Here is a 16173-nt window from a genome sequence, read left to right as displayed (position 1 = left end):
CTGTTGTAGACTGGTAAAGCATCGGCTGCTTTCATGATTGGGTTTTGTTGCAAGTCAATCATTTCATGAGGCAGCCGATGTCCTTTGTATTGCTGGCGGCGTTTCATCCAAAATAGCCCTCGTGAATAACACCTTTACTGTCAATTATTCCGGAAGTTGAGCCTTCCATGTGCACGCGACACGCCCAATTCTTGAGCAAATCTCCACATTTTGACTAAGCCTCAGAGTCTATTTCATTGAGCATTGAAGTAGCCCAAGGCCTCTACTTCCTCACCGCCTGAATAAACCTCAAGGTTTCCCCGTTAGCTGATCGCAGTTCTGATGAACCTTTTGATTCTTTGAGGGGTGGGCTCCAGCTGCCCGGGGTTCATCATCTTCCCGCGAGCCACAAGCTTGGACCCCTCGAAAAATTCGATCTCAGGCCCCAAACGTTCAAGCTCTGGCGTACAGTACGCTGCACTCCAGACGACGACCCGGGCAAGTATGGTTTCCCCCAAGGGGATGGCAGTGTGATCGCTCAGGGGAGCTCCTTCGGTGTCGACTGCAACTACGTGACAAGATGTTTGGAAGGGGGCTACCGTCAGTTGGCTCACTGCAGGATTTTTGGCTGCTCGACTGCGTCCCCCTTCGGCGTGATTCAGGAATCGCACCTGGGCCAGGAAGGAGTCAGCGATAGATGACATTGATGCCTCCTTGTGTGGCTTGAGTTGGGTGTGCAATCCTTCTTTGTGAACTGCAAGCAGTGTACTACAAATTTTCCCTCCGTAGTGATCCAGGGGTTCGAGGGCCTCGTCGATGACGTCGCCGAGGGTCTGTGAGCTTCGCTAGGCACGAGATCAGGCTGTACAAACAGGCTGGGGCCTGCTGCGGAATCTGCCTGAGGGAGGGCGGCTTCAAATGGGGATTGTTGGAATGTTTCGGTGTCCCTGTCTCTGATCTGTTCTGAGAGTGTTCAAAGTCGTGGTCGTGAGGCTGTGGCAGTAATTTGGGCAAGCGTCGGATCAACAGTGTCGAGCACCTCGATCAACGCCTCCTGAGTATCGACACTCTCAGCGTGACAGGCAAGAGAGGCAAGGAGCCACTTTCCTGCCTGAACACGGTTGACACATGTCTCACGTAGTGAAGGGTTTGTTGCTGAATCAGCCATCAGGATGAATCGAAGAACTTCCGCGGCCCACATTTGATGCCATGGTGTCGAGTGATCGGCGAGAACGGCCAGCATGACATCAACCACTGGGACTGAAGCGCCGTACAAAGTGTTCTGCGCGAAGGCGACGCCCTCAAGCTCATCCCACAGGGAAGAAATCTCTGTGGTCGACTTGGCGTGAACAAACTTTCTGAGCGTCCCCTCAAGTTCGGCTCCCGTGCCCCGAAGGACCTCTACCTCATCCCAAGATGTTACGTTGACGAGGATTTCGCCCAATCTCATTCTACCTCCCAAGGGCCAGGATCTGCTTTTACGTTGGTGGGGAAGAGGGAACGTGGGAGCTTTCCTTGGCATCCCGCACATATAGGGATTTCTCGCCAGATCTCACTTCCCTTGGGGCCGCGCCAGCCCCAGATGGTCTGCCATAGGTTTTGTGGACAGTGACGAAAATCATGTTTGATTTAGGCTGCTGTCTGGTTGTTGTACCATTCATTGTGGACTTCGTTTGGGGTTTTGTAGCCCAGTGTTGAATGGAGTCTGGTTTGATTGTAACAGGTTTCTATCCAGTGTGTCACATCCTTGATTGCTTTGTCGCGGGTGGGGTAGATTTTCCGGTTGACGAGTTCTTTCTTCAGGGCGGCGTTGAAGGATTCCGCTGCGGCGTTGTCGTAACAGCTTCCCGTGCGTCCCAGTGATGGCTGGATGCCGTGGCGGGTCATGGCGTGGGCGTATTCTTCTGAGGTGTACTGGGACCCTTTGTCGGAGTGGAAGATCGTGTGACCGGGTTCGGTCGGGCAGTTCCGTACGGCCATGTCGAGGGCTTGAGTGATCAAACTCGTGCGCATGTGGGACGCGATGGCGTATCCGATGATCCTGCGTGAGTAGCAGTCCATCACCGTGGCCCGCCAGGCATGTCCGTCCCAGGTGGGGATGTAGGTGATGTCACCGACCCACTTGTGCCCTGGTGCCTGGGCGGTGAAGTCCCGCTGGACCAGGTCAGGACGCGTCTGGATGCCCGTGGCCGGGATCGTGGTGCGGGGTCGGGGACGGGGCTGGCAGGCCACCAGCCCTTCCCGGAGCATGATCTTGCGGACCAGCTCCGGCCCCACCTCGATGCCGTTGCGGACCAGGATCGCGTGGATCCTGCGGTACCCGCCAGAACTGATGGGACTGGTCGAAGAAGTGCCGGATCAACACGGTGAGTTCGTCTCGTCGTTTCTGCTGCTCGGAGAGTCCCCGACGCCGCCACGCGTAGTAGCCCGACCTGGACACACCAGCCCATCTGCACATCAACACCACCGGGTAGTTGCCTTGCTGACCGGTGAAGGTAGACGTACTTGACGGCTACCGGGACTCCCGGGCGAAGAAGGCCGCTGCTTTTTTCAAAAACTCGATCTCCATCTGGGCTTCCCGCAGCTGGGCCTTGACCTTCTTCAATTCCGCCAGCTCGGCAGAAGTGAGTTCTTCTCCGCTGCTGTCTGGATGGGTCCTGCGCCACGTGTTCACCCAGCCCCCTCACGGTCTGGGGAACCAGCCCGTACGCTTTCGCGACCTCACTGACCGGACGCGACTTCTCGATCACCTCCGCCGCGATCTGTTCCTTGAACTCATCACTGTACTTCGATCCTGCCATGATACCGATTTTACCTCACCTGTTCGAAATGAATCAGAATTTTCATCGGTGTCCACAAAACATGTAGCAGTCCAATCAAAATTTTAAATCTCTAGCGGTTCCCGCTGCTTGGCGCTGATCTTCTCGAGCCTACTGAAAAGAGCCCCATGTGTAACGCGGTCAGTGGTCTTTTGTCGAATGGGTAGGTTCAATCTGGGTAGGGCTGCTGACTTGGCGCCACCAGTCCTCGTCATGCTCTGCTGATTCCAGAGTATCGATCATGTCGAGGACGTGTCGAACGAAGCGCTCGGGAAGTCGAACGTCGTGCTCCAGGACGTAGTGGGCCAGTCCTTCGGGCCACACGAAATGTCCGTCGGTCAACTCCAGGCTGCCGTTGTTGCGGCCGCAGAACCGGCAGGGAGAGTACCCCATGTAGCGACGAACAATCATCCCGGTTTGCAGGTGGTCTGCGACCAACTCGCGTTCCTCCGCATCCCAGTTTGAGTCAACGAAGTCCTCTACCGTTGGCCATCCGGGGCTGGCCAATGGGCCATCCCAGTAGCCGATGAGAATCAGCCGTTCGGGTCGAACCATCGCCACTCTCCTCCGTCAAATATTGTCAACGTGTTACCTCGGCTGCTTGATCCAATATCGGTTGTCGGCGCCTTTACGCGGACTCCTAAAATGGTGGCCAGGTCTTGGGCAAATGATCCTTCCGGGGAGCCGGTTTTGCACGAAAGTAGCCGGATGTCTTGGCCGTCGTAGGAGGAGCGAATTCGGCTTGCTACCTCGGCAGGTGAGCGGCCAGCTATGTCGTGGGGAGAGCCGTGCCCAATCACGTCAAACATGCCTTCCTCCGGGTTTTTTGCCGAGAATTTCATCATAGCCCTTGTTGGGTGATCGAGCCCGCCAATTGTAGTTCTCCCGCCCATGCGAAGTTCAGTACCGTCGGGTGTCCTGGCTGGGTTTGGTGGTGTTGGTTTGGCGAGGGCTCCGCCTGCTGCGCCGCTGATGGCTCCGTCTCGGGCGCCTTGCCATGCGCCTTGCCAGAAGTTGCCTCCGGTGGTGGCGGCTCCGATTCCGCCGGTGATGAAGCCGGTGATTCCGCCGGCGGTGCCGCCGATGCCTGCTTGGAGGGTGCGTTGGCCGAGGGGGGTGGCGGAGAGGCGGGTGAAGGTTTGGCTGGCGATGGGGCCGAGGAGGCTGCCTGCGGCGGAGCCGAGTCCGCCGCCGAGGGCGCCGAGTGCTCCACTGAGGCCGACTTGTTTCCAGTCGATGGGGTAGCCGCTGGTGGCTTGGTCGATGAGGTTTCCGCCTGCGGACAGGCCTGCTCCGAGTGCGATGGCTGCGCCGATACCGATGGGGCCTCCGAAGATGGCCAGGCCGACGCCTACGGTGATGGCGAGGGCGGTTCCCCATTTGGGGGAGTTGTGTTTGCGGTAGGCGTCGAGTTCGTCTGTGGTGATGGGGTGGAGTCCGGTGGGGTCGTAGAGGGTGGTGGGGTTGTTGCCTGCATAGGAGTAGGGGTTACCACTCCAGCCTGCGGCGGTGGTGGGGGGGAGGGGGTCGGGGGTGAGGAATGCGCGGCTGGTGGGGTCAAGGATTCGGGCGCCGAGCCATTCGAGGCCTGTGATGTGGAGTTCTCCGGCGGGGCCGATCCCGAGGGGGCCGTGGGTGGTGTGTGGGGTGGGGGGTTGGTAGGGATCGTGTGGGTGGGTGTGGCGGTGGGGTCGCCAGGTGGGTTGGATCCAGTCGTGGCTGGTGGTGGCGGTGAGGGGTCCGGCGGTGACGATGGTTTCCTGGCCTGCCTGCAACAACTGACCGGTGGTGGGGTCGGTGACCATGTCGAGGTCGTTGATGCGGGAGAGCTGTCCGAGGGCATCGACGGTGGTGGTGGTGTGTTCGACTTGATCGTTTCTGTGGTCAGTGATGGCGGCGAGTCTGGACAGTCCGGTCCAGGTGTATTCGCGGCGGTGGCCGTTGGTGTGGGTTTCTTGGGTGCGGCGGCCGGTACGGTCATGACGGTAGGTGATCGTGGCACCGCTGGTGGTGGCTTGGAGGATTTCACCAGCCTGGTTGTAGACACGTTCCCAGGTGATGCCGTCAACTTCTTCGTGGGTGAGGCGTCCGGCCAGGTCGTAGGTCCAGGTGTTGACCCCGGTGGGGGTGGTGGCCTCGACGAGTTGGGCGGCATCGTCGTACCGGTACCGGGTTTCAGTGCCGTCGATGGTGAGGGTGGCGAGGTGACCATCCTCGGTGTGGGTCATCACCGCTGTGGTGGTGTGGCCTGCTTGGGTGGTGGTGTGGTGGGTGATGAATCCGTCCGTGTGGCCCCATTCATGGATGGTGTTGCCGAGGGTGGCGCGGGTCAGGCGGCCTGCCTGGTCTCGGTCCAGGAGGGCGGTGGTGATGCCGGGGTGGGACACCTCAATGATGTCCCCAGCCGGGTCACGCCGGTAGGTGGTCACGGTGCCGTTGGGGGCGGTGATCTGGCTGGTCCACCCGTCGGCATCATGGCTCCACCGGGTGGTGTGCTGCCCTCGATCATGTTGGGTCAACAGGCCGCGGGGGTCGTAGGCCAACACGTGGGTGACAGGGGTGGAGGTGGAGTGGTCCTCGATGGTGACCTGCCGGGTGGCCGCATCCCTGCTGATACGGGAGAAGAGGGCCCCATCCACGGTGGTGCTGGCTTCCAGCCCCGCGTCGTCGTAGCTGGTCTCCACCACATGGCCGTCGGGGTCGGTGCTACGAATCAGTCGTCCGGCGGGGTCGTATCCCCAGGTGGTGGTGTGGCCGAGGGGGTTGGTGGTGCTGAGGCAGCGGTCCATCGGGTCAAACACGTGGCGGCTGACCGCCCCCAACGGATCGGTGACAGTCACCGCCCGACCATTCACGTCATAGCTGTAGCGTGTGACCCCACCATTCCCGGATATCGCGGTGGTGAGTTGCCCAGCCGGGTCGTAGTGGAATCGACGGTGTCCGTTCTTCGGATCCCGGGTTTCGATGACTCGCCCAGCTTTGTCGTAGACCCAGCTGTACCTCCCGATGCCGGGGGAGTAACGAGCAAGGATGCGGCCGCAGGGGTCGTAGCGGCTCCAGCCGTGTTCCCCGGTCGCCCAGGACTCCGAGATGAGGTGGGAGTCGACGTCGTAGCTCAGTTGGGTGTGGAGGCCGAGTTCGTTACGAATCCCGGCGACCCGGCCACACAGGTCGTAGGTGTACCGGATCGACGCACCCGAGGGGCGACGAACCCGTACCGGGCGTCCTGCCAGGTCCCGCTCGATCACCGTCCTGCCACCTGCGGCATCGGTGTATTCGACCGGCCTGCCGCAGCGATCGAATCGGGTGTGAGTTGTGGACCCGTCGGGGAGGATCGTGGCGACGTGGCGGCCCCACCGATCCAGCTGGGTGGTGCTGGTACTGGAGGCGTCCCCTGTGGTGATTTCCCGGGCCTTGGTGTCATACCGCCAGTACTGCCGCACCCCGGAAGGATCAACGGTTTCATTCAACCGGCCGTAGTGGTCGACGTGGCGTTGCCAGACCCCACCGGACGGGTCGATGGTCTGGCGTAGTCTCGACATCGCGTCGTGGGTGAACTCCCAGCGTGCACCATCCGGCAGGCGGATCTGGTGGATGTTACCCAGGTCGTCAAAGGTCTGCTCCACCCGACGACCCAACGCATCGGTCAGCGCCGCCAGCTCCCCATGCGGCCCATACTCCAAGACGGTGTGGGCACCCAACGGATCAACCAACCCTGTCAGACGACCCCCAGCGGAATAGGTGTACCCCCAGACCGCGCCGTCCGGATCAACCCTGGCAGTCAACAATCCCGCAGGGCTGTACTCATACCTGGTGGTGGCCCCCGACGGGCGAATCATTTCCACGACTCTGCCCGCAGCATCCCGAACCAGACGGGTGACATTGCCCTCCGCATCAATCGACGCGACCAGATCCCCATGATCGTCGTACTCGAACCGCATCCGCACACCAGTCGGATCGGTCACTTCGAGCAGCAGGCCGTCCTGCCAGCGAAGGCGGGTGTGGCCGCCCTCCCCATCCACCACCACAGACGGCTGCTGCTGCCAGTCGGTGTAGGACATGCTGGTCCGCGACACCTCGACCCCATCCTCAAGCAAGATGATCCCTGTCAGCCGATCCACGTCGTCGTAGACCAGACTGGTTCTCGCCCCCGACGGTACCTGTTCAAGAGTCAAACGGCCCCGCTCATCAAACTGGCGTACTGTCACCTCGCCTTCCGGGTCAGTCGCCAAGACCTGGTTGCCCCACTGGTCATAGCCCATCGACGAGCGGTTCCCATCCGAATCGGTGACCCCCACCACACGACCCCTGGCATCCGCCAGCCACGTGTTCGACCGGCCCCCATCCACATCGGAGACCGCCGTCACCCTCCCCGGCAAGTAAGCAAACCGCGTCACCCGCCCAAACGGCGACACCTGGGAGATCACCCGGCCCTCATCGTCATAGGTGTTGCGGGCCTCGACCACCCCATCAGCATCCACCACAGACACAATCAGGCCCCGGTCATCCCACTCGTAGCGGCGCGTCCCCAACGGACCCGCCGCCTCCACCAAACAGCCATCCTCGTAGCGATACGTCACTCGACGCCCATCATCCAACTCCACGGCTGTGATCCGGTCCCCCACCCACACCAACTGCAACTCCCTGCCCCGACCATGACACACCCGCACCAAACGACCCTGATCATCATGGGAGAAGGCAAGCGCAGCACCATCAGTCAGGGTGAACGATGTGGGACGCCCAGCCCGGGAGAAACACCACCTCGCCCCCGCATTGTTGCTGACCGTGTAACCATCCACATCCTGGGTGAGCCAGTAATTCTCATGCGCAGCCCGACCAAACCCGCCCCCCAGCCGGGGGAAGAACACCTCCCGCCCATCCACCAGCACCCACGACACGCCCTCCCCGGTGATCTGCAACCCACAGACATCAAACGACGCCCAACCCGGGCCATGACCCCCCACCCGATCACTCAACGAGGAATACGACCGGACCCACCCCAACAAGGCGGCCGCCCCCTCACAGCGCAGGTCCTCCTCATTGACCACAAAATTCCCGGTCGCGGTGTTCACCGGATCATTCGCATACCCCGACGACGGAGGATTACCAATCGCCTCCACGGCCGGGATCTCCAACTCCGGACGCTTCTCCGACACCCCACCCACAGCCAACGACTCCGCAATCGCATCATTCGACACCGACGACACCACACCCGTACCGCCAGCAGCCTCAAAATTGTCCGCCACAATGTCAAGACGCCTGCAATCCGTGTCATTCGACGTGATATAAGCACTGAAACCCGCCAACACCGCATCACAGTTCAACTGCCCCCACAGGCACTTCTCCCGAAAATCAGTCACCAACCCCCTCAACGCCGCCGGAGTGTCCCGAACCTCATCCGTCGCCGCCCGCTCCCCCTTCGTGAACTCCCGAAGATCATCCGGCAACGCCGAGGACACCCCCGTCTCCTTCGACCCCACAAAATCCTGCCGCCCCTCCCTGGCAGGAGACTCATACACCTTCACCAACTGCGGCACCGGATCCATCCTCGGCGGCGCCTCATCCCCACCAAACAAATTCAAGAAATCAACAGCATCCACAGCCTTGTCAAAAAACGACCTCGCATCCCGCCGCTCCCGCCACTCCCTGGCCGCATCAATCCGCTCCTGCTCCGCCCGCGCATCCACCTCCAAATCCCGAACCCCCTGAGCAACCTCCCGCAACCGCGCCCCCAACAACGATGCGTCACGATTCGCCGTCTCAACATTGAACGCCCACAACTGAGCGTAATAGCCCTCAAAATGCTCCCCACACGAAGTCTTACGAGAATTCCGCGGCGCCACCATCCCATCCACCACCTTCGCCGCAGCATCAAGCGCCGAAACCAAACCCCCACTCACCTCAAAATCCCACACCACATCCACAGCAGCATTCAGATCATCCAAACTGTAATCACCCACGACAGCTCCTTGCTCACTCGGGACAGACCATGACCACACTACCCCGCACCGAGACGCCGCGCAGCAGAACCACGACGGTTGACCCGCCACCCACGTGTTCACTGGTGGTTGCGTTCACTTCCTGAGTACGCTGGTTCCACCCCTGCACCTTCGTTCGGAAGAAAGAGGTCATGTCGACGCAACCCCCGGATGGTGAGCAGCCACCGCCGAAGAGCGAGCGGAAGAACCTGCTGCTGGGCGCGGTGATGGATGTGGGACGCGTGGAGGTGGCCCAGCTCGCCGCCGACTTCGGGGTCTCCCAGGTCACCGTCCGCAAGGACCTCAACGAGCTGGAGGCCCAAGGGTTGCTCAAGCGCGAACACGGCTTCGCCGTCGTGGGCTCCAGTGACGACATGCGGGCCCGGCTGGCCGTCAACTACCCGGTCAAGCAGCGGATCGCGCAGACCGCCGCCGAGATCGTCGGCGACGGTGAGACCGTCATGATCGAATCCGGATCGGTGTGCGCCATCCTCGCCGAGGAACTGTGCACCAACCGTCGCGGTGTGACCATCATCACCAACTCCGCCTTCATCGCCGACTTCGTCCGCAAGATCCCGCAGAGCGACGTGATCCTGCTGGGTGGGGCGTACCAGCCCGAGTCGCAGGTCTGCGTCGGACCCCTCGTTGCCGCCATGACGGAAAAACTGTATGTCGATAAATTGTTCGTCGGTATCGATGGTTTCACCCCACGAACCGGCTTCACAGGGCGCGACGTGATGCGCGCCGAGGCGGTACGACGACTGGCCTCCAGCGCCGAGGAGGTCATCGTGCTGAGCGAGACCCGCAAGTTCAACCGTCGCGGTGCCGTGCAGCTGTTCGACACCGCCGAGGTGTCCCGGGTCTTCACCGACGGCCCCCTGCTGCCCGAGACCCTGGCCGCACTCACAGCCGACGGGGTCACCGTCACCGAGGCGCCGACCCCCTGAAGGGATATGGTGAGCCGGAGCTGAACAGGAGCAGGCGATGAGCAACAGCCACTGGCCGGGCCCCACCCGGCCGAGCAGGCCCATGGGTCCCATGGGACCCGGTCCGCAACCGCCCTACGGACCGCCGCAGGGCCTCGTGCCGCCGCCGATCCACCAGCCCTGGTCCCAGCCCCCGTACCTCGCACCCCACCCAGGTCCCGGACAGCCGTTCCACGGCCCGCCCCACGGCTTCCCCGAACCGCCGAGGAACGGCGTGAACCCCTTGGTCATCGCCCTGATCGTGGGAGTGGTGCTCGCCGTCGGCGCGGGTGGCTTCCACCTGCTCGTGCGACCATCCGAGCAGACGACGTCCGACAGCCGCAGCACCCTGCAGCCGGACCCGTCCCCCACCCCGATGAGCACGCCCACCCCCAGCATCCCGGACCTGCCGGAATTCCCGAGGTCCTTCGGGGACTTCACCCTCACCGAGGACAGCGCCGGGAACGCGGGTGCGCTCAGCACGCAGTACATGGACAGCAACGACACCACCCTCTTCGTCACCTACCTTCCCTTCCCCGACGACTACGACTCCCTGATCGAACAGCTCGAGAACCCGGAGACCTTCGGCGACACCGTCTGCGGCAAGGAGGTCCTGGACAACCAGGGACGGGGTCCCCTCGCCTGCTACACCGCGGTCCGGGAGGGCGTGCTGCGCACCAGCACCGTTCCCGAGGACACGCTCGCGGCAATCGGCAACCCCACCCAGGAGTTCATCGCCGCCTGGAAGTAGGAGAGGGTTCCGGCAACCCTGCCCACGGGCAAGCCGGGAACCGTGGCCAGGGGACGGCCACCACGCCGCACGTTGGACCGGGCAGGAGGGTCAGAACCGGAACCGGACGGGAGAGGGTCGTGCCCGCCGTGATCCCGGCGGGCACGACCCGGACTCACACCGTCGCGGGCTGCACGATGGTGGCCAGGACCTCCGCGCAGGCCTCCGCCCGGGTGCCGACCAGCAGCATCGCCGTGACATCGTCCTGCCACATCACCGCACCGACCCCGGCCTCGGCCAGGGCGACCTCGTCCACCAGGGACCGATCCCTGAAGGCGACCCGCAGCCGGGTGCGGGCCACGCACTCCAGCTTCACGACGTTGTCAGGACCACCGATGGCCACGACCATCTGGTCGGCCCGGTGCGCATCCTCCGGCAACACGACCAACGCACGCGGTGCCTCGTCGCTCACCCCGGTCGACGGTGCAGGGGCTGACGCCTGATCCGCCTCGGCACCGGCCCGGTTGGCCAGGTAGTCCTCCATGTCGGTCTTGAGGTTCTCCGAGCGGGTCCCGAAGATGGCCTGCATGCTGTTGCCGACCACCACGACGCCGGTCGCACCGAGCCCCTTCAACCGGGCCTGATCCACCAACCCCTTGTCGTGGACCGACACCCGGAGCCTCGTGATGCAGGCATCCAGGGCCTCGATGTTGGCACGGCCACCGAAGGCCAGCACCAGCTTCAACGCGAACTCGTCACGCGGATCCACCAGCCCCGAGGCACCACCCTCGTCGACCGCCGCCTGCTCCTCGACCTCACGGCCCGGGGTGCGGAGCTTGAACCGGACGATGACGAAGTGGAAGATCGCGTAGTAGATCAGTGCGTAGATCGGACCGAGGATCAGCACCAGCCACGGCCGTTCCGCCATCGAGTAGAACAGCACGTAGTCGATGGCCCCGTGCGAGAAGGTGTGCCCGAGCCTGCCACCCAGCATCTCCATCACCATGAAGGCGGACCCGGCCAGGAAGATGTGCAGCACGTACAGCAGGGGAGCGACGAACAGGAAGGCGAACTCGATCGGCTCGGTGATGCCGGTGAGGAACGACGTCAACGCGGCCGAGACCATGATCGAGCCGATCGCGGTCCGGTTCTCCGGGCGGGCCGTCCGCCAGATCGCGAGCGCCGCCGCGGGGAGTCCGAACATCTTGAACAGGTAGCCACCACCCAGGTGACCCATCTCGGAGACCCCGGCGAAGAAGCAGGTGGTCCAGCCGTGCTTGGTGGCGCCGCTCACCGGGTCGATGCAGGTGCCCACCTCGTAGTAGAACGGGGCGTTCCAGATGTGGTGGAGCCCCACCGGGATGAGTGCCCGCTCGACACTGCCGTAGATGAACACCGCGAAGCTCGTGGCGGTCTCGGAGGCCCAGGTGCCGAAGGCCAGGATCGCGTTGCCGATCGGGGGCCAGATGAAGGACATGGCGATGCCGACGAACACCGCGGCGAACGAGGTGACGATCGGCACGAACCGCTTGCCGGCGAAGAAACCGAGATAGGTCGGCAGCTGGATCCGGTAGAACCGGTTGAACAGGTAACCGGCGACCAGACCCATGACGATGCCACCGAAGACACCCGTCGAGATGGTGTCGATGCCGAGGAAGGAGAACGGTGCGGTCTGCTCGGCGGCGGGGACGTTCGGGTCGAGCGGGACGATCTGCCCGGTCTCCTTGCCGACCACCCCCATCGTCGTGGTCATCACCAGCACACCGACGGTGGCCGCCAGGGCGGAGACACCGTCGTTCTTGGTCATGCCGAGCGCCACACCGATGGCGAACAGCAACGGCATGGCGGCGAACATCGGCTCTCCGGAGGCCTTGAGGACCTCGAGGAACACCCGCAGCGGCACGGGCAGGTCCCAGCCGTTCTGCGTCGCACCACTCAGCAGTGCCCCACCGACACCCAGCAGGATGCCGGCGGCGGGCAGGATGGACACGGGCAGCATGAGCGACTTGCCCAACTGCTGCAGGAATGCGAAGACCCTGCTGGATCGCTTCGTGCGCGGCTCCGGTTCGGCACCGGTGGCGGGCCGCGACTCCGTCGTCGTTGACATGGAACTGGCCACCTTTCTGGATCAGGCGTTGATGGGGGGAAGCAGGTCACGCACGGCCGAGGCGTCCTCGCTGCGGACGGCGCGCTCGGCCAGCTCGGTGGCCCGGGAGAGGTCGAGGTCCCGGACGGCCGCCTTGACGTCGGCGACGGCGGAGATCACCGCGCTGAGCTCGTCGACGCCGAGCCCGAGCAGGATCGCCGCGGCACGCGGATCGGAGGCGAGGGCACCGCACACCCCGACCCAGGTGCCGTGGGCATGGGCCCCCTGGACGGTGCTGCGGATCAGCGCCAGCACGCCCGGGTTGAGGGCGTCGACGCGGGGGGCGAGCTTCGGGTGCCCCCGATCCATCGCCATCGTGTACTGGGTGAGGTCGTTGGTGCCGATGCTGAAGAAGTCCACCTCGCGGGCGAACTGCTCGGCCATCATCGCCACCGCCGGGACCTCCACCATGATGCCGACGGGCACCACCGGGGCGTCGAGCCGGACACGTTCCTCCTCGAGGATGGCCTTGGCGCCACGGAACTCCGCCAGCGTGGAGATCATCGGGAACATCACGTGGATGGCCGCGCGGGAGGTCCTCGCGGCCTGCAGGATGGCGCGCAGCTGCGGACGCAGCACCTTCTCCTGGTGCTCCAGGCCCACCCGGATGCCGCGCTGCCCGAGGAACGGGTTGTCCTCGGCCGCCATCGGCAGGTACGGCAGGGGTTTGTCGCCACCGACGTCGAGGGTGCGGATGATGAGCCGGTTGCCCTCCCCGACCAGGTCGGCGACGCTCCGGTACAGCTCCGCCTGCTCCTGCTCCGTCGGCGCGGTGACACGATTCATGAACACGAACTCGGAGCGGAGCAGACCGACCCCCTCGGCCCCCTCGGCCATGCCGCGACGCACGTCGTCGAGACTGCCGATGTTGCACACCACCTCGACACGGTGGCCGTCACGGGTGACCGCGGGTTGGTGGGCGGCGGCGAGGTTGCGCCGACGCCGCTCCGCGTCGCGCTCAAGGCGACTGCGGACCTCGGCCAGTTCCTCGGCGGGCACGTCGATGCGCACGGTGCCGTCGTCACCGTCGACCACCAGTTCCGATCCCTCCGCCAGGTCGAGCACCCGGGGGTCGCAGCCGACGACGGCGGGGATGCCGAGCGACTGCGCGAGGATCGAGCTGTGGGAGGTGGCCCCACCCTCGGTGAGCACGATGGCGGCCACGCGTTCCGCGTCGAGCACGGCGGTGTCGGAGGCCGTCAGGTCGCGCGAGACGAGGACCGCCCCGGCGGGCAGTTCGGCCCGGGCCGGGATGGTGCCGGTGAGTTCCGCCAGGACCCGCAGCCCGACGTCGCGGATGTCGGAGCCCCGGGCCGCCAGCAGGGGATTGGCCATGGCGGACAGGGCGTCGGCGTGCTGCTGGTAGGTGTCCTTCCAGACCGGACCGGCGGCTGCCCCGGACCTGACGGCGGCCTCGACGGGTTCGGTGAGTTCGGGGTCGTCGAGGATCTGGCGCTGCGCCCCGAAGATGTCGGCCTGGTAGATGCCGACCTTCGCGGCGGTGGCGGTCTCCAGCTCGGCCAGTTGGCGACGGGCCCGCTCCAGTGCGGCCTGGAAGGCGTCCCATTCCTGCTCGGGCGGGCCGGAGGGGACATCCGTGACGGGGATGTCGGGGGCGGTCAGGGGCACGGCGATCCCGACAGCGAGGCCGGGGGAGGCCCCGACGCCGCGCAGCAGGTCGGGCTCCGGGTCGGGTTCCGGGGTGGGTACCGCCTCGGGTGCCGTCCCGGTCCCGGTGGCGACGACGGTCTCGCCCAGGCCGTCACGGATCGCGGCGGTCAGGGTGGCGACGGCGGCCTCGGCATCGGGGCCCCAGGCGCTCAGCCGTACCCGGTCGCCGTGGCCGACGTCGAGGGTCATCACGGCGGTGACACTCTTGGCGTTGACCTCGCGGTCGCCACGGTGCAGCCGGACCTGGCTGCTGAAGGATCGTGCCTTGTCGGCGAGCACTGCGGCCGGTCGGGCGTGGAGTCCGGTGGCGCAGGGCACCACGACCGGTTCGCCCTCCACCACGTCGTCGGGCCGCACCTGGGAGTCATCGCTGCTGGGACGGGTGAGGTCGAAGCTCAGGGCGACGTCCTGGCCGGCCCGCACCAGCCCGACGGCAGGCGTCAGGTTGTGGGCGATGTCCATGTTGGCGATCACCATCTGGGTGAGCAGGCTGCTGGCTCCCGCGATGATCCGTTCCTGGTCGAAGCGGAGCAGGGGTTGGCCCGTTTCGACCCGGTCCCCCTCCTTGACCAGGGGGGTGAAGCCGTCTCCCTTGAGCTCGATCGTGTCGAGGCCGACGTGGATGATGATCTCCGCACCCTCGGTGGAGGTCACCGTCAGTGCGTGGTGGGCGGGGTGGACCAGGGTGACGGTGCCCCCGCAGGGGGCGAGCACCACCTCGTCGGTGGGGTCGATGGAGACCCCGTCCCCCACCATCTTCGAGGCGAAGACCTCGTCGGGAACTTCCTCCAGGGGTGTCATGACCCCGGAGACCGGGGCTCGTAGTTGAGAGGACGGCATTGTCGACCCTTCTTGCTGGTTGTGGACGGGGCAGGCGCTGCTCCAGCGCGAAGTCGGCCAAGCCTGGTCGTCCTCGACCGAAGGTCTTGTCGGCTTCTGACGGAAGATGTTAGTGTTTCGAACAAAGAGTTTCAAGTGAAAGCAGCTTGACCCGGATACGAAAGTTCCACCCATGTCGGACACCGAGGGACGCGTCTTCAACATCCAGAAGTTCTCGATCCACGACGGACCGGGCATCCGCACCGTCGTGTTCCTCAAGGGCTGCCCGCTGGCCTGCTCCTGGTGCTCCAACCCGAACAGTCGCAAACTGCGTCCCCTGATGATCCGTGACGCGAACGACCCCAACGTCTTCCTCGAGGACAGCCGCGAGTACCGGGCCGATGAGGTGGTGCGGATCTGCCTCCAGGACCTGCCGTTCTACGAGGAGTCCGGTGGCGGGGTGACCCTGTCCGGGGGTGAACCGCTGGTGCAGCACCGGTTCGCGACGACGTTGCTGAAGCGGCTGCAGGCCGAGGGCGTCCACACCGCCATCGAGACGACCGGCTACGTCGCGAATGCCATCTTCACCAAGGCGCTGCAGCACTGCAACCTGGTCATCATGGACGTCAAGCACTTCGACAAGGACAGGCACAAGCGCTGGACAGGGGTGGCCAACGACCTGCCGCTGTCGAACCTGGCACTGGCCATCCAGGCAGGGGTGCCGGTGTGGGCACGCATCCCCGTCATCCCCGGGGTCAACGACGCCGTCGAGGACGCCCCCACCTTCGCGGCCCACCTGCTCAGACACGGCGTCACCGAGGTGCAGCTGCTCCCGTTCCACCAGTACGGGGAGCGCAAGTACGAGCTGCTGGGCTGGGACTACGACTTCGACGGGGTGCGCAACCTCCACGAGGAGGACGTCGAGCCCTTCCGGCAGGAGCTGATCGCCCACGGCGTGGCCGCCAGTTTCGAGCCCCCGGAGTCGGCCACGACGGCCCGCCACGACCACCCCTGCGACCGGGCCAGCTGATCACTGACCTCGGCCCGATGGGAGTCGGTCCCGGCG

At 64.4% G+C, this 16173-nt stretch carries 10 protein-coding genes and 1 pseudogene; 3 read left to right on the top strand and 8 right to left on the bottom strand.

Annotation, left to right across the window (positions count from 1 at the left end; genetic code table 11):
* Nucleotides 1-952 precede the first annotated feature (952 nt).
* The 6 genes and pseudogenes from EII34_RS09435 to EII34_RS09415 form a co-directional block, all read right to left on the bottom strand.
* Nucleotides 953-1429 carry a hypothetical protein gene (locus EII34_RS09435; protein ID WP_124844903.1) on the bottom strand — a complete coding sequence of 159 codons (477 nt, stop codon included), beginning with the start codon at nt 1427-1429 and terminating at the stop codon, nt 953-955.
* A 179-nt stretch (nt 1430-1608) separates the two neighbouring features.
* A complete protein-coding gene (locus EII34_RS16565; protein ID WP_124844902.1) occupies nt 1609-2313 on the bottom strand; it encodes an IS3 family transposase in 705 nt (234 codons plus the stop codon).
* 178 nt (nt 2314-2491) lie between these two features.
* Nucleotides 2492-2653, bottom strand: a complete 162-nt coding sequence (locus tag EII34_RS16560) for a hypothetical protein (protein ID WP_185711268.1) — start codon at nt 2651-2653, stop codon at nt 2492-2494.
* 19 nt (nt 2654-2672) lie between these two features.
* Nucleotides 2673-2780, bottom strand: a pseudogene (locus EII34_RS16820) (transposase); the annotation flags it as partial.
* 159 nt (nt 2781-2939) lie between these two features.
* Nucleotides 2940-3353, bottom strand: coding sequence for a hypothetical protein (locus EII34_RS09420; protein WP_124844901.1), 414 nt, complete (start codon nt 3351-3353; stop codon nt 2940-2942).
* Complete coding sequence (locus EII34_RS09415; RefSeq protein WP_185711266.1) at nt 3332-7996, bottom strand: DUF6531 domain-containing protein; 4665 nt, start codon at nt 7994-7996, stop codon at nt 3332-3334. Before EII34_RS09415 ends, EII34_RS09420 begins: the two co-directional genes overlap by 22 nt.
* Before the next feature lie 932 nt (nt 7997-8928).
* Between EII34_RS09415 and EII34_RS09410 the strand changes: the two genes are divergently transcribed.
* A complete protein-coding gene (locus tag EII34_RS09410) occupies nt 8929-9723 on the top strand; it encodes a DeoR/GlpR family DNA-binding transcription regulator (protein WP_124844899.1) in 795 nt (264 codons plus the stop codon).
* Between the two features lie 253 nt (nt 9724-9976).
* On the top strand, nt 9977-10492 hold the full coding sequence (locus EII34_RS09405; protein ID WP_124844898.1) for a hypothetical protein: 516 nt from the start codon (nt 9977-9979) through the stop codon (nt 10490-10492).
* A gap of 154 nt (nt 10493-10646) precedes the next feature.
* Here EII34_RS09405 and ptsG read toward each other — a convergent pair whose 3' ends face one another.
* On the bottom strand, nt 10647-12578 hold the full coding sequence (ptsG, locus tag EII34_RS09400; protein ID WP_124844897.1) for a glucose-specific PTS transporter subunit IIBC: 1932 nt from the start codon (nt 12576-12578) through the stop codon (nt 10647-10649).
* 21 nt (nt 12579-12599) lie between these two features.
* On the bottom strand, nt 12600-15128 hold the full coding sequence (gene ptsP / locus EII34_RS09395) for a phosphoenolpyruvate--protein phosphotransferase (protein ID WP_124844896.1): 2529 nt from the start codon (nt 15126-15128) through the stop codon (nt 12600-12602).
* Between the two features lie 172 nt (nt 15129-15300).
* Between ptsP and EII34_RS09390 the strand changes: the two genes are divergently transcribed.
* Complete coding sequence (locus EII34_RS09390) at nt 15301-16137, top strand: glycyl-radical enzyme activating protein (protein ID WP_124844895.1); 837 nt, start codon at nt 15301-15303, stop codon at nt 16135-16137.
* Nucleotides 16138-16173: the final 36 nt, after the last annotated feature.

Origin of the sequence: Arachnia propionica (assembly GCF_003859805.1) — a bacterium.
Lineage (GTDB): Bacteria > Actinomycetota > Actinomycetes > Propionibacteriales > Propionibacteriaceae > Arachnia > Arachnia propionica_C.
Note: the sequence above shows the minus strand (reverse complement) of the source record. Positions and strands in the feature narration are given on the sequence as shown.